Source organism: Jannaschia sp. L-14R, from assembly GCF_056857695.1.
This window is the reverse complement of sequence record NZ_JBSXNP010000009.1, coordinates 325,717-346,678: the sequence shown is the minus strand read 5'-3', so window position 1 is coordinate 346,678 and position 20,962 is coordinate 325,717. Positions and strand designations below refer to the sequence as shown.

Genomic DNA, 20,962 nt, shown 5'->3' with positions numbered 1-20,962 from the left:
TATTTACCCTCTTGCTCTGCGCCGACATTGACGAATGTGCTCCAGTTGAGCGTGGCATCTCGCTCCACGAAACCCCCTTAGTGTCGGTTTGTCTTACTGATTTATCCTGCGCCAAAGCTGCGGGCGATGCCATGCGTGATGGAATTCTTTGAAAGACACCGCACGAATCCGAATATTCGCCATATGTCGGTCAAGCGCGCAGCAAGGGGCCGACGCGTGGGCTCAAGCCACCTGAAATGCACTGCCATTGCTGTCTCACTGACGCTTTAGCCCGGTTCAGAGCGAGGTCGTTGACTCGAATTTCAGATTGGTCCACTGTCCAGACCAGTAGTCCAAACGACGCCGGTGTCCGGTGTCGCGCCAGCCTGGGGAGGAGGGAGCATGGACGTACGTACCCTTCTGTCGAAGGATGGGCCCGGACTGGGACGCGTCCCGCGCCAGTCGATGAAGGACACTATTGCCGACAAGCTGGCCACGCTCATCGCCACCAATGTGCTATCGGTGGGCGATGCCCTCCCGGCAGAGCGTGAACTGGCTGCGGCCTTGGGTGTCAGTCGCGAGACCATAAGGGGGGCGCTGCTGATCCTGTCCACGCGCGGTGTGCTTTCGGTCGTGCAGGGCGCACGGACAGTCGTGATCTCCGACGACCTGGGCGACATGGCACTGGCGGGGGTGCCGGCGAGGGCGACGGGTTGGGTGTTGGGGGATGTGCACGATGCGCGCCTGCTGATCGAGGCGCGGGTTGCGCGAATGGCGGCGGAGCGTATCGACACGCCGACCCTGACCCGATTGCACAACCAGATCGATGTTCAGGAAGCCACGATCGATGACCCTGTGCGGTATCTGATCTCGGACCGGGAATTCCATCTCGGCATCTATCGCGCGTGTGGCAACGCGGTTTTCTCGGACATTGCCGCTACACTTTATTCGCATCTGCTTGATCACCGCCGCCGCGTCGTCTCGAAGCCCGGTGCCATCGGCAACAGTATCGCAGACCATCGCGCCATCCTGGCCGCGCTGGAGGCCCGCGATGGCGATGCGGCCGTCGCGGCCTTTCAGGTCCATGAAAACCGTATCTACGAAACGACTCGTCAGATCCTTGTCGATGCAGGACCGGCGACAACTGAAGCAACCGGAGGAGGACCCCGAAAATGATCAATCGCAGAACATTCACGCAGATGGCCACGGCCACGCTGACTGTCGCAACTTTGGGACTGGCTGCGCCCGCCGCCGCACAGGGCAAGGGAGAGCTGGTCTATATGACGCCCGGCCTTGACCTTGCCTTCTGGCGATATGTTTCGGAAGGCGTGAAAAGCGTTGCAGAGGAGAATGGCTACGGCTTTTCAGCGCTCGACAGCACCAATGATCCGCAGACCCAGTTGCAGAACGCGCAGGACGCCATCGCGCGTGGCGTGGCGGGCATCGTGCTGTCGCCGACCGATAGTTCCACCGCCCCGGCGGTGCTGACGCTGGCGCAGAACGCCGGAATTCCTGTGGTGATTGCCGATATCGGCACCGACTCGGGCGAGTTCGTTTCGGTCATCGGGTCAAACAATTACGAAGGCGCGAACGGCGTCGGCGCAGCATTGGCCGCAGCGATGCAGGAGGAGGGCAAGGCTGACGGTACTATCGGCATCGTCGGCATCAGCCAGGCACGGCTAAACGGTCAGGCCAGGACCAAGGGCTTCAAGGACGCGGTGAACGAGGCGGGCATCACCGGTGAAGCGGGATTGCAGCAGATGCAGGCCTATACCGCGGATGAGACCTTCAAGTTCACTCAGGATATGATCACAGCGAACCCAGGCATGACCGGCATGTTCGTGCAGACCGACGGGCCGACGCTGGGCGCGCTGCGCGCGATCAAGGCGGCGCGGATGGACGGCGACATTCTGGTCGGAGCGTTCGACGGTATCCCGGAGTTCGTGCCCCTGCTGCAATCGGGCGAGTTGGTCGTGTCGGGAATGCAGCAGCCCTACTTGATGGGTGTGCGGTCCGCTGAGGCAATGGTGGAGCATCTGTCCGGTGGCACCCCCGAGAAGGAGATCACCGTGCCGATCCTGATCGTGACCAAGGACAACATCGAGGAGATGTTGCCCACGATCAAGGAGACGGTCTTCGCAAACGAAATGGAATGATCCGCTGACATCCGGCCGGGGCGGCGCGTTCGCCCCGGTCCATTGCCGATTCGGAATCTGATGCTTCAATCCAATGCCCAGACCCGCGCCGAAGCGCTGTTGACCGCCCGCCGCGTCTCCAAGGCGTTCGGTCGAACACAGGCGCTGAGCGATGCGGCGCTGACCCTGCGTCCCGGTGAGGTGGTGGGTCTGCTGGGTGCCAACGGCGCGGGCAAATCGACCCTGTCGCGGATCATCTCGGGCCATATCCAGCCATCGGGCGGCGAGGTTCGCTTTGCCGGGGAACCGCTGACATTGACGTCGGCGCGCGAAGCATTGCGCCGAGGTATCGCGCTTGTGGCGCAGGAGACGTCACTGGCACCCGATCTGACGGTTCTGGAAAACATATTCCTGCCCGATCTGGCGACGCCGGGACGTCTGTCTTTCGCCCGCATGCGGTCCAAGGCGACCGACCTGCTTTGGATGCTGGGCCACGAGCATGTCCTTCCGCTCGACGCCGAAGTCCGCGGACTGTCGGCGGCGCAGCGTCAACTGGTTGAGATTGCCAAGGCGCTGGCGCTGGACGCGCGGCTGGTGATCTTCGATGAGCCAACAGCATCCCTGTCCGCGACTGAGGTAGATCGGTTGTTCGACATCATGGCACGGTTGCGCGACGGTGGCCGGGCGCTGGCCTTCGTGTCGCATCGGCTGGAGGAGGTCTTTGCGATCTGCGACCGCGTTACAGTCCTGCGTGAAGGGCATTGCGTCGCCGAGGATATCGCCACGTCGACCCTGACTCAGGGCGACATCATCCAGCATATGGTTGGCCGTGACATCGGCGCGATCTATTCGGCGCGCACGCCGACTGAAAATCTCGGCGAGACTGTGTTCGAGGTGCGCGGATTGCGTGCGATGCCCTGGGTCCGCGAGGTATCGTTTTCAGTCCGCAAGGGCGAAATTCTCGGTCTGGGCGGGCTGGTCGGGGCCGGGCGGTCCGAGGCGGTCGAGGCGATCTGGGGCCTGCGCGTCCGTCAGGCGGGCGAAATCCTTGTGCGCGGCCAGACAGTGCCGCTGCGCCGCCCCGCCGACGCGGTGCGGGCGGGGATCGGGTTCGTCGCCGAAGACCGCCGGGCCCAGAACATCGTCCCCGACATGAGTGTGCGGGAGAACCTGATGCTGGCGCAGATGGGGCAGCATCGCGGCTTCGGACGCGGCTTCGGCAAGCGCGCCGACCGGGTGGCCGATCTGCTCCGCGACCTTGGCCTGCCCGCCGACCGGCTGGATCAGAGCCTTCTGAATTTTTCGGGTGGAATGCAGCAGAAGATCATCATCGCCCGCTGGCTTCTGACCGAACCGGAAATCCTGATCTTGGACGAACCGACCAAGGGGGTGGATATCGGCACCCGGTCACAGGTCTACCGGATGTTACAGGACGCGGCCGACGCCGGTCTGGCGGTGATCGTGATCTCGTCGGATTTCGAGGAATTGCTGGGCATCTGCGAACGGATCATCGTCGTCAGCGATGGTATCACCATCGCCGATCTGCCCGCCGACCGCCTGACCGAGGAAAAGCTGACACTGCTCGCCGCGCCGCGCACCTCGACTGCACGCAATCAGGCGCTTCTGCGCGAACTGGCGCGGGAACACGGCGGCGATGCTTTCTGGACGCTGCTGGACGGTGACGGCATCATCTGTCTGGCGCAGGCCGGAGCGGAGCTGGCAGGCCTGGTCCCCGGACAGGCGGCGGAGGCGCAGAAGACGCATATTCCCGCAGCCCTGACAGCGCGCGACGGAGTCTTTGTGACCGAGGCCGACGGCCAGCGACAAACCCTTCTGGTGCAGATGACCGACCGACGCGGACACGATTTGGGTTGGATCGGGCTAACGTTGCCGGGGGACGTGCCGCCGCCACCGCCGGATGGAATCCGTGGCCGCGTCCGTGCCCTGACCCGTGGCCCAGAAGAGGAGACTGCATGACTGACACCATCCCGACGCCGCGCCGTCCCAACCCGTTGGGCGGGATTGTCCGCAGTCTGGAATTCCGGATGCTGGGGCTGGCCCTGTTGCTGGCGATCATTCTGTCGCTCTCGTCACCGTACTTTCTGACGGAACGGAACATCTTCAACATTTTGGATCAGTCTGTCGTCATCGGGATCGTTGCGGTAGGCATGACGTTTGTCATCCTGACCGGGGGCATCGACCTGTCGGTGGGCGCGGTGTTCGGCTTGACGGGCATCGTATTGGCGCTGGCACTGAAGGCGATGCCGATCGTTCTGGCGGTGCCGGTTGCGGTCGCGGCGGGGGCGGGGATCGGGTTGTTCTCCGGCGTGTTGATCGCGGTATTCGGGCTGGCACCCTTCGTTGTCACGCTGGGGATCATGGCGATCGGGCGCAGCCTGTCTTTCATCCTGTCGGGGCAGAGGTCGATATCGGGTCTGCCACCCGATCTGGACGCAATCGTCTATTCCACGTTCCTTGGCATCCCGGCGAACGTTCTGTTCCTGCTGGCGCTCTATCTCGCAGCCTGGGGTTATCTGACCTACACCAAGGGCGGACGCACCATTTATGCCATCGGATCGAACGTCGAGGCAGCGCGCGCGGCAGGCCTGTCGACGCTGGTCTATTCGATCCTGCCCTACGTGGTGTCCGGTGCGCTGGCGTCGGTGGCCGTGACGTTCAGTCTGGCACAGGTGATGTCCGCCGATCCGCTCGCGGGTAACGGGCTGGAACTGGATGCCATCGCCGCCGTCGTGATCGGCGGGGCGAGTCTATATGGCGGGCGCGGGTCGATCATCGGAACGCTGCTTGGAGTGCTGATCATGGTGATGATCCGCAACGGTTTGAACCTGATGGGGGTGTCGCCATTCTGGCAGGGTACAGCCATCGGGTCGATCATAATCATCGCACTTTTGGCCGAACGGCTGATCAACATGCGGTCGGCACGGGGGTAGGGGGATGACGGACAATCCATCGCGGGCCATTGCGCTCTATGGAACCGAGGAAGCAATTAAGCCGCCGCGCGTGCTACGCGCAGGAAAGCTCTCGGCGGAGCTGGAGGCCGGCAACCTGCGCTATATTCGCTGGGACGGAGAAGAAGTGCTGCGTGCCGTATCCTTCATCGTGCGCGACAAGGATTGGGGCACCTACAATCCCGAGATTTCCGGGCTGAAAGTGACGGAAGAGGCGGATCGCTTCGTCGTGACGCTGCATGCCGTCGCGGGCGACGCCGATCAGGCCTTTGCCTATGACGCGCGGATCGAAGGGCGGGCGGACGGCACGCTGACCTTCCACGGACGGGGCGGTACGGACAGCGGGTTCCTGACCAATCGCACCGGCTTCGTCATCCTTCACCCGATCGATGGCATCGCCGGTGCGCCGGTGACGGTCACCCATACCGACGGCATGACGGTCGAAACGGTTTTTCCCGAGATCATCGACCCGGTGCAGCCGATGATGGGCCTGCGCGCGCTGGCTCACACCACACCCGGCGGCCTGCATGTCGACACCCTGATGGAGGGCGACACCTATGAGATGGAGGATCAGCGGAACTGGACCGATGCCTCCTACAAGACATATGTGCGACCGCTGGCGCTACCGTGGCCATATCGGATCGAGCCGGGCGAAATCATCGACCAGACAATCACGGTGACCGTCTCCGGTGCGACAGCGGCGGTGGATGCCAGTGGTGTGCTGATCCTGACTCCTGGCGCGATTGCCGGGCGCATGCCGCCGCTGGGGCTGGGCCTTCGGCCCGAGAATGCCGAGACAACAATGAATGCCGCCGATGCGGTCCGCGATCTGGGGCCCGCTTATCTGGTTTTGCACCACGACCCGCGCGCCGGGCACGACCGCGCCATGCTGGAACGCCAGCTTGAGGCAGCAACTGCAATCGGCGCGGAGCCGTGGCTGGAAGCCGTAATAACGTCTACGGATGATGCTGGGGCTGTGGCCGAGGTGAGCGCCCTAGGTGCGCTTGCAAAGGCCGTGAACCGTCCATTCGGGACGATACTGCTGTCGCCTGCGCCCGATCTGAAATGCACGTTGCCGGGATCGGTCTGGCCGCCCGCGCCCGATGCGGCAACGCTCTACGCCGCCGCCCGCACGGCATTTCCGGGCGTTCGTATCGGCGGAGGTATGTTCAGCTATTTCACCGAACTCAACCGAAAGCGGCCACCGCTGGACGAGCTGGATCTGATCGGTTTCACCACGTCTCCGATGGTGCACGCGGGCGATGATCGGTCGGTGATGGAAACGCGCGAGGCGCATCCGGCCATTGTCGCATCGGTCAACGCCATTTCCGCGGACACACCATGGGCGGTCGGGCCGTCGGCCATCGGTGTGCGGGACAATCCCTATGGCGCATCGGCAAAGGATAATCCGAACAATATCCGCCAGGCGATGAACCGCAACGATCCGCGCCAGCGTGGCCTGCTGGGGGCGGCCTGGGCGTTGGGATATATCGCCGATTTTGCGCGGGGGGGCGCGGCAGGCATCGCTTTGGGCGCACCGACCGGCCCGTTCGGCGTGTTGTCGTCGCCGACCGACGATCCGGAACCGTGGTACGATGGCGACGGCGGGCTTTACCCGGTATTTCACGTTCTGCGCGGGTTGGCCCACCAGCGGGAAGTGCCGATCCTGTCGCTGAACCTGCGCCCCGCCGATCCGGTGACGGGACTGGCCTTGCGCGTTTCCGATGCGACTGAAATCTGGCTCGCCAATGCCGGGGCGGACCCCACGACGGTGACGATCGCGGGGCAGGGACGCTTAACAGTCGCCGTCTTGGATGCCGGCAGTTTCGCGGAGGCAGCCCGCGCGCGCGATCACATGGACAATCTGACGAAACATGAGGGCCCAATCACGCTCGACGGCTTTGCCGTGGTGCGGATTCGGGTGGAGGACTGATATGCACCTGTTGATAATCGGAGCGGCTGGGATGATCGGTCACAAGCTGGCAGAAAAAGTCGCGGTGACGGGAATGATCGGGGATCGGAAGGTCGACGTACTGACCCTGGCAGACGTGATCGAACCCGAAGCGGCGACCGACTTCGACGGTGAGCGTCGGGCAATGGCCGTGGATCTGTCCCAGGATGGTACGGCAGGGCGCCTGATCGCGGACCAGCCCGATGTAGTGGTCCATCTTGCCGCCATCGTTTCGGGCGAGGCGGAAGCGGATTTCGACAAGGGCTACCGCATCAACCTCGACGGTACGCGGATGTTGTTCGACGCCATCCGGCTGACTCAAGGCTATGTCCCGCGCGTCGTCTACGCCTCGTCGCTGGCGGTCTTCGGGGCGCCGTTTCCGGACCGTATCCCCGATGACTTCCACCTGACGCCGCTGACCAGTTACGGCACCCAAAAGGCGATAGGCGAGTTGCTGCTGGACGATTATTCGCGGCGCGGTTTTCTCGACGGAGTCGGCATCCGCTTTCCGACGATCTGCATCCGACCGGGCAAGCCGAACAAGGCGGCCTCCGGTTTCTTTTCGGAAATCCTGCGCGAGCCGCTGAACGGACAGGACGCAGTGCTGCCTGTCCCGGACGACGTCCGCCATTGGCACGCCAGCCCGCGTGCCGCCGTGGGCTTCATCGAACACGCTGCCAGCATGGATACGGCGCGTCTGGGTCATGCGCGCAACCTGACGATGCCGGGTGTATCAGCCACCGTAGGCGACCAGATCGCGGCGCTGCGCGCGGTCGCGGGTGACGGGGCCGTCGCCCACATCCGACGTCAGCCCGACGAGACAATCGCCCGAATCGTCGCCGGATGGCCACGTGACCTCGACACTGCCCGTGCCCGCGACATGGGCTTCAAGGCTGAAACCTCGTTCCGCGAAATCATCCAGATTTACGTGGACGACGAATTGGGCGGCGTCCTGCCGTCCGAACCTGCATCGCCCCGATAGTGAATGGTGCGTATGCTTCATACCAAGGGAGGAACTTCAACATGACCAGACATAGTTTGGCGGCCGCCACGGCCATCGGCCTTGTGCTATCCGCGGGAGGCGTTGCGGCGCAGACGACAAAACTCAGCATTCAGAACCACCAGGCACCCGAATCGACATCGGGCCGGATGATCGCCGACTTTGTCGAAAACGTAACCCGCATGTCCGGCGGCGACATCGAGATCGAGATGTTCTACTCGGCTTCGGTTGTGAAATCGGCCGAGACGTTCGACGCCGCCGCGACCGGCATCCTTGACTGCGACATGACTAACGGCAGCTATCAGACCGGCAAGAACCCGGCGTTCCAGTTTGTCGCCGACACCATGGGTGGCTATGACTCACCGTTGGAATATCAAGCCTGGGTTAACGTCGGTGGCGGGCGGGAACAGATAAATGCGCTCTATAATCCTTTTGGAATGACCTTTATCGGGGCCGCTGTCGGCGGGCAGGAATCGCTGAGTTCGACACGTCCGCTGAACGGGCCCGCGGATTTGGAGGGGTTCAAGTTCCGCTCGCCTCCGGGGATGGAATCGGAAATTTTCGCCAAGCTGGGTGCATCGCCCATCGTGATGGATTTCACCGAAATCTTCACCGCACTGGAAACCGGCATCATCGACGGCGCCGATGCCTCATCTCTGGCCAACAACGTCGGGCTGGGCATCTACGACATCGCCAAGCACACCACGTATCCGGGCTTCCATTCGATGTCTGCGGACCATCTGGCATGTCGGACCGAGGTCTGGGACGCGATCCCGGACGCGCACAAGGCAATCATCGAGACGGCGCATCGGGCCATGGCGATGGACCTGATGATGAACACGCTGGTCGAGAACGGCGAGGCATTGGCGACGCTGCCCGATCAGGGGGTCGTCGTCTATGATTGGTCGGCGGAGGATCGCGCCACGTTCCGTGCTGCGGCGCAGGATGCCTGGTCCGAGTGGGCTGAAAAGACGCCTGAAACGGCTGCCATCGTCCAAAGCCATCGCGACTTCATCAAGCGGATCGGCTTGGGAGAGTAACGATTCCGGCCCCCTGAGGACCTTGGTGGGCCGATGATCGTGCATCATGCTGGCAGTAATATGCGACTGTTGCGATTGGATCTGATGATCGGCCGGGCCAATTGCCAATGCCTGAAACAACAGACCGTGCCCGAGAAACCCAGTTCCGTATTCAAGCTTTCGGTAACATACAGTCGAGCGGTTCGACTGAACCCTAATCAGTCTTCGTATGTCACCCCTCAAAACAGAAAGGCCGCCCGGAGGCGGCCTTGTCTGATTAACCGTGGGTATTCGGTTATTTTGGAGCGGGCGAGGCGATTCGAACGCCCGACCCTAACCTTGGCAAGGTTATGCTCTACCCCTGAGCTACGCCCGCCCTCTTCAATGTGGGTCAGATAGGAAAACCGGACCGTCGGTGCAAGCGGAAAAACCAACGCTTCGGCGAAAAGATATGTGCTTCGCGCCGATGTCGGTACGGATGTTTCGTCCGTCCCCGATACGTCGGGATCAGTTGTCAGCCAGACCCGTTGCCGTGAAGTTGTCGATTGCGAAATATTCGTTATTCGCACCAGCCGAGGCATCCGACCCGAAACCGAAGTTGATGTTCTCGCGCGGATTTTCCTGCAGGTTCTTCACCGTGATGGAGATATTGGACATGGCATCCACTCTGTCCGGATTTCCACCCAGGTTCACGGCCTTATCGATTTCAGTATAGCGGATGATGATACCGCGTTCGGCAAGATCGCTGGCTGCGGTAAAGGTGGGAACGCCTTGATCGACGGTCACGCTGCCAACGGCCTGACCGTCGATGAAGACGGTGCCGGTATCGCCATCGAAGTCGTCCATGGCATACAGGTCGAAAGCAAACGAAGCTTCGGTTGCATCCGGATCGATTGCGAAGTCGCGGGACACGCCGGGCAGACCGCTCGTGTTCTCGATTGGTCCAAGCACATTGCCGATACCGTTCATTTCCTGGGCTGTGGCACCGGACCAGCCTTCTGACCCGTTGTCGAACCCGGACGCGTATTGCAGGCCTACGACCGTATCGGTCGATGTCCCGCTCAGTTCCTCGTCGACGGTTCCTGCGAGCGATCGCATCCCGACCCCGATGATGTCGGTGGAATACAGGCCGACGGCAGTGACGGCAGCCGCAAGTACCACATAATCTACTGTGACGGCCCCACGCGAATTGCGGAGGAATTTACGGAAATGGGCAACATTCGTACGCATGGCAGTACTCGATTCATATTAGGCTGTCATCTTTGATAGCCCCAACTTCTGGCATGCAGACGAACTTTTCACGGCCGAATTGGGGCGGTTGAGATCGAGTTGGCGAACAATTCATGGTAAACTGTCGTGATCGTTTCCCCCCGCCGCCTGACGACGTCTCAGTCCAGCTCTACCAACAAGTCTTTCGCGTCGATCTGCGCTCCGGGGCCGACATGCAGCGCGGCAACGGTGGCGTCACGGTCCGCATGAAGGCCGGTTTCCATCTTCATCGCCTCGATCGTCAACAGCAGATCGCCCTTTTTCACCTTTGCCCCAACCGTGACGGCGACCGACGCCACGACACCGGGCATCGGCGCGCCGATGTGATCGACATTCCCAGCTGCCGCCTTGGGCCGCTTGGCCGCAGTGCCTGCAACGCCGCGATCCGGCACACGGATCGTTCGCGGCTGGCCGTTCAGTTCGAAAAAGACGCGGACCTCGCCATCGGGGTTGGTCTCGCCCCGTGCAACGCAACGGATTTCCAGCGTCTTGCCGGGGTCGATTTCGGCATGTGTCTCGTCGCCCGGCTCCATTCCATAAAAGAACACCGGCGTCGGCAGGGCGCGCACCGGGCCATAGGTCGCATGGCGTTCGGCGTAATCGGTAAAGACCTTCGGATACATCAGATAGCCGTTCAAATCCTCGTTATCGATCTCCTGATCCAGCCTGGTCGACAGCTCCTTGCGCATCTCTTCAAGCGGGGCTGGCGGCAGATGCTTGCCCGGCCGCTCGGTCAGTGGTTTTTCGCCTTTCAGCACTTTCTTCTGCAAATCCCTGGGCCAGCCGCCAGGGGGCTGCCCCAGATTGCCGCGCATCATGTCGATGACCGATTCCGGAAAGCTTACTTCGAAGCTCGGGTCCACCACCTGATCGACGGTCAGGCCCTGCGCCACCATCATCAACGCCATGTCACCCACCACCTTGGACGATGGTGTGACCTTCACGATGTCACCGAACATCCGGTTCACGTCCGAATACATCTGTGCGACCTCGTGCCAGCGCTCTTCCAGTCCCATGGACCGGGCCTGCGCCTTGAGGTTGGTGAACTGCCCACCCGGCATTTCGTGCAGGTAAACCTCTGACGACGGCGCCTGCATGCCGCTCTCGAACGCCAGATACTGCGCCCGAACGGCTTCCCAGTAATCCGACATCCGCCGCACGGCGTCCTTGTCCAGCCCCGGATCGCGGGAGTCGCCCTGCAACGCGGCCAGAATGGTGCCGAAGGTTGCCTGACTGGTGTTGCCCGAAAACGAGTCCATCGCCACATCCGCTGCGTCCACGCCCATTTCGGTCGCGGCCAGGATCGTGGCGCAGGCGATGCCCGCCGTGTCATGCGTGTGAAAGTGGACTGGAATGCCAACTTCTTCTTTCAATGCCTTGATCAACACGCGCGCGCCGGCAGGCTTCAAAAGTCCGGCCATGTCTTTCAGACCCAGCACATGCGCCCCTGCCGCCTCCAGTTGTCTGGCCATGTCGACATAGTATTTGAGGTCGTATTTCGCACGGTCCGGGTCCAGCAGGTCGCCGGTATAGCAGACCGTCCCTTCGCAGACGCGGCCCGTGTCAATTACCGCATCCATCGCGACGCGCATGTTCTCGACCCAGTTGAGGCTGTCGAACACGCGGAAGATATCCACACCCGTCTCAGCGGCCTGCGCCACGAAGGATTGTACCACGTTATCGGGATAGTTGGTGTATCCCACGCCGTTCGACGCCCGCAGAAGCATCTGGGTGCATATGTTCGGCATCGCTGCCCGCAGGTCGCGCAGACGTTGCCACGGACATTCCTGCAGGAACCGATAGGCTACGTCGAAGGTCGCGCCGCCCCAGCACTCCACCGACAGAAGCTGCGGCAGGTTGCTTGCATAGACCGGGGCCGCGCGCACCATGTCGATCGATCGCATCCGCGTTGCCAGCAGAGACTGATGCCCGTCCCGCATTGTCGTGTCCGTCAGCAGCAGGCGGTCGCGCGACAACATCCAGTCGGCCAGTCCCTTGGCCCCATCACGGTCCAGGATCTGCTTTGTGCCAGCAGGCGGCGTATCGGCAAGTTGCGGTGGCACCTTGGGGGCGCGGATGTCGGCGTGGGGCCGCGGCCGACCTTCGGTCTCGGGGTGACCATTGACGGAAATATCGGCGATATAGGTCAGGATTTTGGTGGCGCGGTCACGCTGCACCTTGAAATCGAACAACTCGGGCGTCGTGTCGATAAAGGTCGTGGAATAATCGTAGGACAGGAATTTCGGGTGCTGCAGCAGGTTCACGACGAAGGGAATGTTCGTGCTGACACCCCGGATGCGGAACTCGCGCAGCGCCCGGTCCATCCGTTTGATCGCCGCCTCGGGCGTGCGGGCCCAGGCCGTTACCTTGGTCAGCAGGCTATCGTAGTATCGCGTGATAACCGCCCCGGAATAGGCCGTGCCGCCGTCCAGACGGATGCCCATGCCTGTGGCACTGCGATAGGTCGTGATACGGCCATAGTCAGGGATGAAGTTGTTCTGCGGGTCTTCGGTTGTAACCCGGCATTGTACTGCGTGGCCGTCCAGCGTGACATCATACTGCGATGCGACGCCCGTCGCCTCGGTCAGGGATTTGCCTTCGGCGATCAGGATCTGCGCGCGCACGATGTCGATGCCTGTGACTTCCTCGGTCACAGTATGTTCGACCTGAACGCGGGGGTTCACTTCGATGAAATAGAACTCGCCCGAGTCCATATCCATCAGGAACTCGACCGTGCCCGCGCATTCGTAATTCACATGCTCGCAGATTTTCTTGCCCAGCGAACAGATGTGATCGCGCTGCGTCTCCGACAGATACGGGGCAGGTGCGCGCTCCACGACCTTCTGGTTGCGCCGTTGAACCGAACAATCACGCTCGTACAGGTGATAGATGTTGCCGTGACTGTCGCCCAGGATCTGCACTTCGACGTGGCGAGCGCGGGTGATCATCTTCTCCAGATATCCCTCGCCGTTACCGAACGCGGCCTCCGCTTCACGACGCCCCTCCAGCACTTTCTCCTCCAGCTCGTCCTCGGACAGAATTGGACGCATTCCGCGCCCGCCGCCGCCCCAGCTGGCCTTCAGCATCAGGGGATAGCCGACCTCCGCAGCTTGTTTCTTCACCAGCTTCATGTCGTCACCCAGCACATCCGTCGCCGGGATCACCGGCACGCCTGCCGCGATTGCCACCTGCCGGGCACTGGCCTTGTCGCCGAGTGCCCGCATGGTTTCGGCTCTGGGACCGATGAAGGTAATGTCATTCTCGGCACAGGCATCCACAAACACGGGGTTTTCCGACAACAACCCATATCCGGGGTGGATCGCATCCGCCCCCGACGCCTTGGCCACGCGAATGATTTCAGGGATCGACAGATAGGCCGCGACCGGGCCCAGCCCTTCGCCGATACGGTAAGCTTCGTCCGCTTTGAACCGGTGCAGGCTCAGTTTGTCCTCTTCGGCGTAAACAGCGACGGTCTTTTTGCCCATCTCGTTGGCCGCGCGCATGACGCGGATGGCGATTTCACCCCGGTTCGCGATCAGGATTTTCTTGAAGTCGGCCATCTGCATGTCCCCTGGGTCTGTGGATGACGAAGTGGTAACGGCATCGCTGCGGCGCGGCAACTGCGTGTGTCGGACAGGCGCCGACCGTTCCGCAAGATGTTCCATTAAGATCCCACGCGACGGCGAGATAGTTCGATATGCCGATATCGGCGCAGGCAGAACGCAACACGAACACGGGGTTCCCTCGCGGGCATGCACGTTCTATTCATCCCGCATGAATGATTTTGACGATTCCGACGCCTTTGAATCCGCCAGCCTGTCGTCGCGCGCGATGGCGGCCCGGCCCGCGCCCTACATGGACGGGCTGAACCCGGCGCAATTGCTGGCCGTCAACACGCTCGACGGTCCGGTCCTGATGCTGGCGGGGGCGGGCACGGGCAAGACCCGCGCCCTGACCGCGCGAATTGCGCATCTTATGGCATCGGGGCGGGCGCGTCCGAACGAAATCCTCGCCGTGACCTTTACCAACAAGGCCGCGCGCGAAATGCGCGAACGGGTCGGTGGCATGATGGGACAGGTGGCCGAAGGCATGCCGTGGCTTGGCACCTTCCATTCGGTCTGCGTCAAGCTGCTGCGCCGTCACGCCGAACTGGTCGGGCGCAAGATCCCGGTGAACGGCGAGGTGCGCGACCTGCACCTGAAATCCAACTTCACAATCCTCGACACCGACGATCAGCTACGCCTGCTCAAACAGCTCATCATCGCCACCGGGATCGACGAGAAGAAATGGCCACCCCGGATGCTGGCGGGCATCATTGACCATTGGAAAAACCGCGCCTGGACCCCCGACAAGGTCCCCGCGCATGAGGCGGAGGCCTTCAACGGCAAGGGGGTGGTGCTCTACCGCGAATATCAGGATCGCCTGCTGACCCTGAACGCCGTCGATTTCGGCGACCTGTTGCTGCATGTCATCGGCATCTTTCAGGCCCATGACGACATTCTGGCCAAATACCGCGCATGGTTCAAATACATCCTCGTCGACGAATATCAGGATACGAACGTCGCCCAGTACATGTGGCTGCGGCTGCTCGCCGGGGGGCACCGCAACATCTGCTGCGTCGGCGACGACGACCAATCCATCTATGGCTGGCGCGGGGCCGAGGTCGGCAATATCCTGCGCTTCGAGAAGGACTTCGAGGGTGCGGAAATCATCCGCCTCGAACAGAACTACCGCTCCACCCCCCACATCCTCGCCGCCGCCTCCGCGGTGATCGCGGGCAACCAGGGACGTTTGGGCAAGACCCTCTGGACCGAAGCAGAGGAGGGCGAAAAGGTCCGCCTGATCGGGCACTGGGACGGGGACGAGGAAGCGCGTTGGATCGGTGAAGACGCCGAAAGCCTCGCGCGCGGGACACGCGGTCTCGACCCGTTTTCGCTCGATGACATGGCGATTCTGCTGCGCGCCTCGCACCAGATGCGCGCCTTTGAAGACCGCTTCCTGACCATCGGTCTGCCCTACCGCGTCATCGGCGGACCACGCTTCTACGAGCGTCTCGAAATCCGTGATGCGATGGCCTATTTCCGCGTCGTCGTGTCACCGGACGACGATCTGGCGTTCGAACGCGTCGTCAATACGCCCAAACGCGGCTTGGGCGACAAGGCCCAACAGACGATTCAGGTCATGGCCCGGACGAACGGCGTGTCCTTGCTGGAAGGCGCGCGGCTTTGCGTCCTGTCCAAGACCATCAGCGGGAAAGGCGGCAAGGCGCTGGACGAATTGGTCAAAGGCTTTGATCGCTGGCGGTCGGAACTGCTCGACGGACGCGACCATATCCATCTGGCCGAGGAGATTCTCGACGAATCCGGCTATACCACCTTCTGGCAGAACGAAAAGACGCCCGAAGCCCCCGGTCGCCTCGAAAACCTCAAGGAACTGGTCAAGGCGCTGGAGGGGTTCGAGAACCTGCAAGGTTTCCTCGAACACGTCTCGCTGATCATGGACAACGAACAATCCCAGTCTGAGCCGATGATCACCCTGATGACCCTGCACGGTGCCAAAGGATTGGAATTCCCGGTCGTTTATCTGCCCGGATGGGAAGACGGGTTGTTCCCATCGCAACGCTCGATGGACGAGTCGGGCGTCAAGGGACTGGAGGAGGAGCGGCGGCTGGCCTACGTCGGCATCACCCGCGCCGAAGAAATCTGCACGATCAGCTTCGCCGCCAACCGCCGCGTCTATGGCCAGTGGCAATCGGCATTACCATCGCGTTTCATCGACGAACTACCCGCCGAGCATGTCGAGGTGCTGACACCCCCCGGTCTCTACGGTGGCGGTTTCGGCACGAACACGATGGCCGAGGCACAGCACGATGCAATGTCCGGCGGCGTCGAATCTGACATGCCCGCCAAGGCCGCCAAGGCCGACGTCTATAACTCGCCGGGCTGGCGACGCCTGCAATCGAACACGGCGCGCCCGACGATGCAGCCATCGGAGGCCAGGAACCTGACCATCGATGCCAACGCCGTTTCGGCCTTCGCCGTCGATGATCGCGTGTTCCACACCAAGTTCGGCTATGGCGCTGTGATTGCCATCGAAGGCGACAAGCTGGAGGTCACGTTCGACAAGGCCGGGACGAAGAAGATTGTCGGTCGGTTCCTGATGGGAGCTGATCAGGCCGGAGATGTGCCGTTTTGACAGGAGGACACTTGCATCAGATCGGGATGGGTATTCGGGTCTGATCGTAAAATGGGGCCCACGGAAGTATCCAGAACCAAAAAAACCGCGATGCCCAAGGGAGGAAGGGCATCGCGGTTTCTGTTTTGGCAACCGCCTCGTGGGAGGACGGGGCGTCGCCGGTTCGATCGCAGCGCCATCGGGAGGAAACGCGCCTGGATCGAATGTCTGTCACCGAACACGCGCTGGGCGGGAACGGTTCCGTAATTTCTGCGAAGGCTCCGGCGACGCTCCAATCGGGAGGAAATGAGCGCCACCGGTCCTTCACGTCGCCCGTTCCCCAAGGGAGGAGGAGAGGTTCGGGCGGGTCCCCGGCCTAAGGGAGGAGGAAGGCCGGGAATAGGTGCGACGGTCGGATCAAGGGAGGAAGAGATCGCCGCCGCGTATCCCGTATCGCCCAAGGGAGGAGAGGGCGAACCGGGTATTCTTTACTTTCCGTAGGCCGCTTCCAGAGCGACGCCGCGGATCATCGAGCGGCTCAGGCCCAGATCTGCCAGGTCGCGGTTCGACAGGGCGGCAAGCTCGGACACGGTGTTGCGATAGGTGCGCCATTTGTCATAATCTGCACGTGCAGTTTCGATGCGGGTGATCAGACGGTCACGCAGCGTGCTGGCGATGGCACCGGTATTGCCATATGTGGTATAAGCCATGATATCTTCCTCTTATAAGAGGCTTCTGCCTCTGGTGCGTCCCGGCCCCATTGCCGGTCGGCTTGTTGTTTCGTTGATGGGAAGATGGGGCGGTTGCTGCGCATGCACAATACTCAGAACATTCAATGCCGCTATGCAGCATTTGCATAGCGAAAGAGCGTCATTACCGCAGATATCTGCCGGTATCGCGAAACCTTTATACCTATGCCTGGGATGAGTGCGCTAAGCCATCCGGGCTTCCGTGCGTATTTCTTCGCAGCAGTGCCCTTGGTCCAGGCCCTTTGGGCACAGCGCGTCACGCTGGGCTGGCTGGCGTGGCAGGTTTCGGGTTCCCCCGCGTTTGTCGGCTTCATCGCGGCGCTCGGGCTGGCCCCAATGATCATTGCGGGGCCTGTCTTCGGCGTTGTGGTGGATCGCGCCGATATTCGCCGGGCGCTGATGGCGACCTCGGGTGGCATGTGTGCCCTGCTGGTTCTGGCCGCGTTGATTGCGGGCGGGCCGGGGTTGGGAAAGATCGGGCTTGCCATCCTGGCGTTGGCCATCGGGCTGGTTACGGCGGCACATCACCCCGTCCGTATGTCGCTGGGTCCGCGTCTTGTGCCTATGGCGGACGTGCCTGCCGTGGTGGCGCTTTCGGCGCTGAACTTTAATCTGGGCCGGATGATCGGGCCGGTGCTGACAGGCCTTGCCATCGCATCGGTCGGGCCGGTGGCGACACTCTGGATGTCGGCGGCGCTATACCTGCCGATGCTGGTGGCCGTCCGGTGGATGGACCCGCGGCCGTTGCCGCTGATGCCCCACATTTCGGTCTTGCGCGGCATCGGGGAGGGATTGCGGTATCTGGCGGGAAACCGCGTCGCGCGGCAAGCTTTGATCCTAACGGCGGCGATCGCCGTATTGGTGCGGGGATATCTGGAGTTGTTGCCGGTCATGGCCGAAGGTGTACACGCGCGCGGGGCCGAGGGTCTGGGGCTGCTGACCGCTGCCGCGGGTGTCGGCGCGGTAATCGCGGCGCTGGCCAAGACGGCGGGTGTAGGGCAGGGCGGCATTTCCCCGATTACCCGCGCATTGCTGGTGGTCGGTGTTCTGTCGCTGGCGGCGCTTGGCCTGTCGCAAAGCTGGTGGGCGGCGCTGGGCTGGACGGCTGTGGCGGGCTTTGCCTCGACCTTCTGCGGCGTCAGCCTTCAGGCCGCGGTGCAGGAGGATCTGCCCGACAACCTGCGCGGTCGCGTCATGTCGCTCTGGGTGGTGGTGGGCATCGGAGCGGTGGCCGTCGGCTCGGGTGCGCTGGGCTGGCTGGCTGCCGGGTTCGGCTTGCAGTCCATCCTGATCTGGACCGGAGGCCTTGGCGGCGTTGTGGCGCTGGCGCTGGCCTTGCCATCAGGCGCGGGGCGGGCCACCTAGGCCGTAACCGCCCCTTTGGAGGTCTCAGCGATGTCCCTTTCCCGCGACGATGTAACCCGTGCCCTGTCCACCATCGAGACGCCGGACGGTGGCAATATCGTCTCGGGCGACATGATCCGTGCGCTGATTGTCGACGGCGACGCCGTAAGGTTCGTGATCGAGGTGCCGTCCGCCGAGATCGCCAAAGTGTCCGAGCCGCTGCGCGCCGCCGCCGAACGCGCCGTCGCGGCACTGCCGGGTGCGGGCCGGGTACAGGCCGTGCTGACCGCACCGACCGCTGAAAAGGCCCCGCCGTCGCTGAAGATCGGCGGCCATCCCAAGCCGCAGGAGGGGCCAATGCGCGTGCCGGGGGTAAAACGCGTGCTGGCCATTGCCTCGGGCAAGGGTGGAGTCGGCAAATCCACCGTCAGTTCCAACCTGGCCGTTGCGCTGGCCCGGCAGGGGCGCAAGGTCGGCCTGCTTGACGGCGATATTCACGGACCCAGCCAACCGCGCATGATGGGAGCCACGCAGCGTCCCGCCTCGCCGGACGGCAAGTCGATCATTCCGTTGCAGGCTCACGGGGTTACGCTGATGTCGATCGGCCTGATGCTGGCCGAGGACAAGGCCGTCATCTGGCGCGGCCCGATGCTGATGGGCGCACTGCAACAGATGATGGGGCAGGTGCAGTGGGACCACTACGACGGAGAGCTGGATATTCTGATCGTCGATCTGCCGCCGGGAACGGGCGACGTGCAACTGACACTCTGCACCAAGGCAGTGGTCGAGGGGGCTATTGTCGTGTCGACGCCGCAGGATGTCGCGCTTCTGGATGCGCGCAAGGCGCTGGATATGTTCGCATCGCTGAAGACACCTGTGTTGGGCCTGATTGAGAACATGTCGCTCTTCCATTGTCCCGAATGCGGGCACGAGGCGCATATCTTCGGTCATGGCGGTGTTGCGACGGAAGCGGCGCGTCTTGGATTGCCGTTTCTGGGCGCATTGCCGATCGATCTGGACACACGGCTGGCCGGGGATGCCGGAACGCCGGTCGCGCTGGGCGATGGCGTGATGGCTGACGCCTTTGCCGGAATCGCGCGCCGCCTGATCGCGAACGGCCACGCCTGATCGGACTGTCCGCTGGAATCTTGTGCCACTTCATGGTCCGACCTTCGTGGTCTCAGGGTCGGCAGGGTTTTGCCGAAATCGAATCCGCACCTATCCGTGATTCGCAAATCGGGCCTAATGCGTCAGAGTTGCCTTACTGAGAGCATCTTTCTGGATGAGAGGAATGCTTCTTCAGGGCCGTAAGAAGCGGCGCGCACGTGTGTTTCGGCTCAAATTTGGCTTTCATGTGCGGATTCCGCAACTCTGACGCGGGATCGCGGGATTTATCTCCACTCAAGTTTTTAACCATACCTGCCAATAATTGTTGCTTTACGCACAACATGTTGTGCCACCCCTGCCTATCCACAAGTTTACCCACATCCTGTGGATAAAAAATGTGGGATGAAGTGGCATAAAAAGGGTTCCCCGACCGCCTCAGGCGTGGCATCAACTCCCTACAGAGAAACGGGGAGGATCGAGGCGCAGACCTCCAACCCCTACAAAAGCAAAAACTTGAGGCAGGTTAGACAGGCACCCCCCACATATCTCTGAACGACAGAAGATCCGGACGCGCGCAGTACTCAATACATCCCCCCAGGTGGCAGCGCGCCATGGACGCCCGACACGGACTCCGAGCAGGGTTCACATGCCGGGAGAACAGGGCGGACCGGGTTTTGGCAGAGACCTGGTTCGCCCGATTTCATTTTCAGGGGCATTGCAACGGCGGGTCGTAAGGCCGCCACGACAGGACGGATCGGTTGGAGCAGCGTTTCCGGGGCACCAGCACCCACAAGGTGGATGTGAAGGGCAGGGTTTCCATTCCCGCCGACTTCCGCCGTGTGCTCGATGCCTGCGATCCCGACCGCGAGGCAGGGACGAACCCGCACATGATCCTGTGTTTCGGCGATGGTCGGTTTCCATATTACACTGCCTACACCGCGCAGGGCGTCGCCGAGATGGGCGAGATGATCGAGGACATGGACGAGGGCGACCCGCACCGCGAGGCGTTGGAGGACTATTTTTATTCGCAGGCCGAAACCATCAGCATCGACGACAGCGGTCGGCTGATCCTGAACGCCGCATTGCGCAGTCGCATCGGCATCACAGATCAGGCCGTCTTTGCCGGCAAGGGCAAGACTTTCCGCATTCATTCGCCCGCTGCCCCCGAAGCCGCGACCAGCCGTTTGGGTCAGGTTCTGGCCGATCTGCCAGAAGGGGTGCCGATCACGTCGTTGCTGCCAAAGAAGCGGCGTTCCGTCGACTGAT

The 20,962-nt window shown here is 62.3% G+C and carries 14 protein-coding genes and 1 tRNA gene; 11 read left to right on the top strand and 4 right to left on the bottom strand.

The features are described 5' to 3' along the window. Positions 1 to 381: 381 nt before the first annotated feature. The 7 genes from AC13C2_RS06045 to AC13C2_RS06015 are packed head-to-tail and all read left to right on the top strand — an operon-like array spanning position 382 to position 9,074. A complete protein-coding gene (locus AC13C2_RS06045) occupies positions 382 to 1,155 on the top strand; it encodes a FadR/GntR family transcriptional regulator (protein ID WP_339645941.1) in 774 nt (257 codons plus the stop codon). Continuing rightward, positions 1,152 to 2,135 carry a substrate-binding domain-containing protein gene (locus AC13C2_RS06040; RefSeq protein WP_175495827.1) on the top strand — a complete coding sequence of 328 codons (984 nt, stop codon included), beginning with the start codon at positions 1,152 to 1,154 and terminating at the stop codon, positions 2,133 to 2,135. Before AC13C2_RS06045 ends, AC13C2_RS06040 begins: the two co-directional genes overlap by 4 nt. Positions 2,136 to 2,195: 60 nt before the next feature. Continuing rightward, positions 2,196 to 4,091, top strand: coding sequence for a sugar ABC transporter ATP-binding protein (locus AC13C2_RS06035; RefSeq protein WP_482886232.1), 1,896 nt, complete (start codon positions 2,196 to 2,198; stop codon positions 4,089 to 4,091). After that, complete coding sequence (locus tag AC13C2_RS06030; protein ID WP_339645937.1) at positions 4,088 to 5,065, top strand: ABC transporter permease; 978 nt, start codon at positions 4,088 to 4,090, stop codon at positions 5,063 to 5,065. The genes AC13C2_RS06035 and AC13C2_RS06030 overlap by 4 nt, the downstream gene beginning before the upstream one ends. A gap of 4 nt (positions 5,066 to 5,069) precedes the next feature. Continuing rightward, positions 5,070 to 7,016 (top strand): D-apionate lactonase family protein, encoded by a 1,947-nt coding sequence (locus AC13C2_RS06025; protein ID WP_482886231.1) that lies wholly within the window; start codon positions 5,070 to 5,072, stop codon positions 7,014 to 7,016. Between the two features lies 1 nt (position 7,017). Then, positions 7,018 to 8,016: a D-erythronate dehydrogenase gene (gene denD, locus AC13C2_RS06020; protein WP_482886230.1), complete on the top strand. Its 999-nt coding sequence runs from the start codon at positions 7,018 to 7,020 to the stop codon at positions 8,014 to 8,016. A gap of 41 nt (positions 8,017 to 8,057) precedes the next feature. Further along, entirely contained in the window at positions 8,058 to 9,074 is a 1,017-nt protein-coding gene (locus AC13C2_RS06015; protein WP_092762087.1) for a TRAP transporter substrate-binding protein, read from the top strand. Between the two features lie 280 nt (positions 9,075 to 9,354). Here the strand turns inward: AC13C2_RS06015 and AC13C2_RS06010 are convergent. From AC13C2_RS06010 to AC13C2_RS06000, 3 genes are all read right to left on the bottom strand, one after another. Then, positions 9,355 to 9,429, bottom strand: a tRNA-Gly gene (locus AC13C2_RS06010). A 131-nt stretch (positions 9,430 to 9,560) separates the two neighbouring features. Further along, positions 9,561 to 10,283 (bottom strand): hypothetical protein, encoded by a 723-nt coding sequence (locus tag AC13C2_RS06005; RefSeq protein WP_339645931.1) that lies wholly within the window; start codon positions 10,281 to 10,283, stop codon positions 9,561 to 9,563. A gap of 158 nt (positions 10,284 to 10,441) precedes the next feature. Then, positions 10,442 to 13,882 carry a pyruvate carboxylase gene (locus tag AC13C2_RS06000; protein WP_482886229.1) on the bottom strand — a complete coding sequence of 1,147 codons (3,441 nt, stop codon included), beginning with the start codon at positions 13,880 to 13,882 and terminating at the stop codon, positions 10,442 to 10,444. Positions 13,883 to 14,096: 214 nt separating this feature from the next. Here AC13C2_RS06000 and AC13C2_RS05995 point away from each other — a divergent pair, with 214 nt between their 5' ends. Further along, entirely contained in the window at positions 14,097 to 16,517 is a 2,421-nt protein-coding gene (locus AC13C2_RS05995) for an ATP-dependent helicase (RefSeq protein WP_482886227.1), read from the top strand. Positions 16,518 to 16,984: 467 nt separating this feature from the next. Here AC13C2_RS05995 and AC13C2_RS05990 read toward each other — a convergent pair whose 3' ends face one another. Next, complete coding sequence (locus AC13C2_RS05990; protein ID WP_424337495.1) at positions 16,985 to 17,206, bottom strand: DUF1127 domain-containing protein; 222 nt, start codon at positions 17,204 to 17,206, stop codon at positions 16,985 to 16,987. Between the two features lie 213 nt (positions 17,207 to 17,419). On the opposite strand from AC13C2_RS05990, the gene AC13C2_RS05985 reads away from it, so the two are divergent. The 3 genes from AC13C2_RS05985 (at position 17,420) to AC13C2_RS05975 (ending at position 20,961) form a co-directional block, all read left to right on the top strand. Beyond that, positions 17,420 to 18,610, top strand: coding sequence for an MFS transporter (locus AC13C2_RS05985; RefSeq protein ID WP_482886226.1), 1,191 nt, complete (start codon positions 17,420 to 17,422; stop codon positions 18,608 to 18,610). Between the two features lie 30 nt (positions 18,611 to 18,640). After that, entirely contained in the window at positions 18,641 to 19,717 is a 1,077-nt protein-coding gene (locus tag AC13C2_RS05980) for an Mrp/NBP35 family ATP-binding protein (RefSeq protein ID WP_482886225.1), read from the top strand. Between the two features lie 737 nt (positions 19,718 to 20,454). Further along, a complete protein-coding gene (locus AC13C2_RS05975) occupies positions 20,455 to 20,961 on the top strand; it encodes a division/cell wall cluster transcriptional repressor MraZ (RefSeq protein ID WP_092762098.1) in 507 nt (168 codons plus the stop codon). Position 20,962: the final 1 nt, after the last annotated feature.

Excerpts from the sequence above, each read along its gene's own strand:
- AC13C2_RS06045 (WP_339645941.1), top strand. The coding sequence starts at position 382 with ATGGACGTACGTACCCTTCTGTCGAAGGATGGGCCCGGACTGGGACGC.
- AC13C2_RS06040 (WP_175495827.1), top strand. The coding sequence starts at position 1,152 with ATGATCAATCGCAGAACATTCACGCAGATGGCCACGGCCACGCTGACT.
- AC13C2_RS06035 (WP_482886232.1), top strand. The coding sequence starts at position 2,196 with ATGCTTCAATCCAATGCCCAGACCCGCGCCGAAGCGCTGTTGACCGCC.
- AC13C2_RS06030 (WP_339645937.1), top strand. The coding sequence starts at position 4,088 with ATGACTGACACCATCCCGACGCCGCGCCGTCCCAACCCGTTGGGCGGG.
- AC13C2_RS06025 (WP_482886231.1), top strand. The coding sequence starts at position 5,070 with ATGACGGACAATCCATCGCGGGCCATTGCGCTCTATGGAACCGAGGAA.
- denD (WP_482886230.1), top strand. The coding sequence starts at position 7,018 with ATGCACCTGTTGATAATCGGAGCGGCTGGGATGATCGGTCACAAGCTG.
- AC13C2_RS06015 (WP_092762087.1), top strand. The coding sequence starts at position 8,058 with ATGACCAGACATAGTTTGGCGGCCGCCACGGCCATCGGCCTTGTGCTA.
- AC13C2_RS06005 (WP_339645931.1), bottom strand. The coding sequence starts at position 10,283 with ATGCGTACGAATGTTGCCCATTTCCGTAAATTCCTCCGCAATTCGCGT.
- AC13C2_RS06000 (WP_482886229.1), bottom strand. The coding sequence starts at position 13,882 with ATGGCCGACTTCAAGAAAATCCTGATCGCGAACCGGGGTGAAATCGCC.
- AC13C2_RS05995 (WP_482886227.1), top strand. The coding sequence starts at position 14,097 with ATGAATGATTTTGACGATTCCGACGCCTTTGAATCCGCCAGCCTGTCG.
- AC13C2_RS05990 (WP_424337495.1), bottom strand. The coding sequence starts at position 17,206 with ATGGCTTATACCACATATGGCAATACCGGTGCCATCGCCAGCACGCTG.
- AC13C2_RS05985 (WP_482886226.1), top strand. The coding sequence starts at position 17,420 with ATGAGTGCGCTAAGCCATCCGGGCTTCCGTGCGTATTTCTTCGCAGCA.
- AC13C2_RS05980 (WP_482886225.1), top strand. The coding sequence starts at position 18,641 with ATGTCCCTTTCCCGCGACGATGTAACCCGTGCCCTGTCCACCATCGAG.